This is a genomic window from Hungatella sp. SL.1.14, assembly GCF_024460495.1.
Taxonomy (GTDB): Bacteria; Bacillota; Clostridia; order Lachnospirales; family Lachnospiraceae; genus Hungatella; species Hungatella hathewayi.
On record NZ_JANFYJ010000290.1, the window covers coordinates 1 to 305 of the forward strand.

The following is a 305-nucleotide window of genomic DNA, read 5'->3' on the forward strand; positions in this document are numbered from 1 at the left end:
CAGGAACATAAAAATAGTGAATCTGCTGGAATGGGAAGAGGAATGGGAACAGGAAAGGGATCGGAATGGAGAAAGATAAAAAATTATACATGATAGGAAATGCTCATATTGATGTTGTCTGGCTCTGGCAGTGGCAGGAGGGGCTGCAGGAGGTAAAGGCAACTTTTAAATCTGTGCTGGACCGGATGAAAGAATACGACGACTTTATCTTTACCGGCAGTTCTGCCACCTATTATGAATGGGTGGAGGAAAATGATCCATCCATGTTTGAGGAGATCAGAAGCCGGGTGAAAGAGGGTAGATGG

General features: G+C 44.6%; 1 protein-coding gene. It reads left to right on the plus strand.

The window, feature by feature from the left end; all coding sequences use genetic code 11:
* Positions 1-65: 65 nt before the first annotated feature.
* The coding region (locus NE473_RS31040) for a glycoside hydrolase family 38 N-terminal domain-containing protein (RefSeq protein WP_349769272.1) at positions 66-305 on the plus strand (240 nt) is incomplete at its 3' end.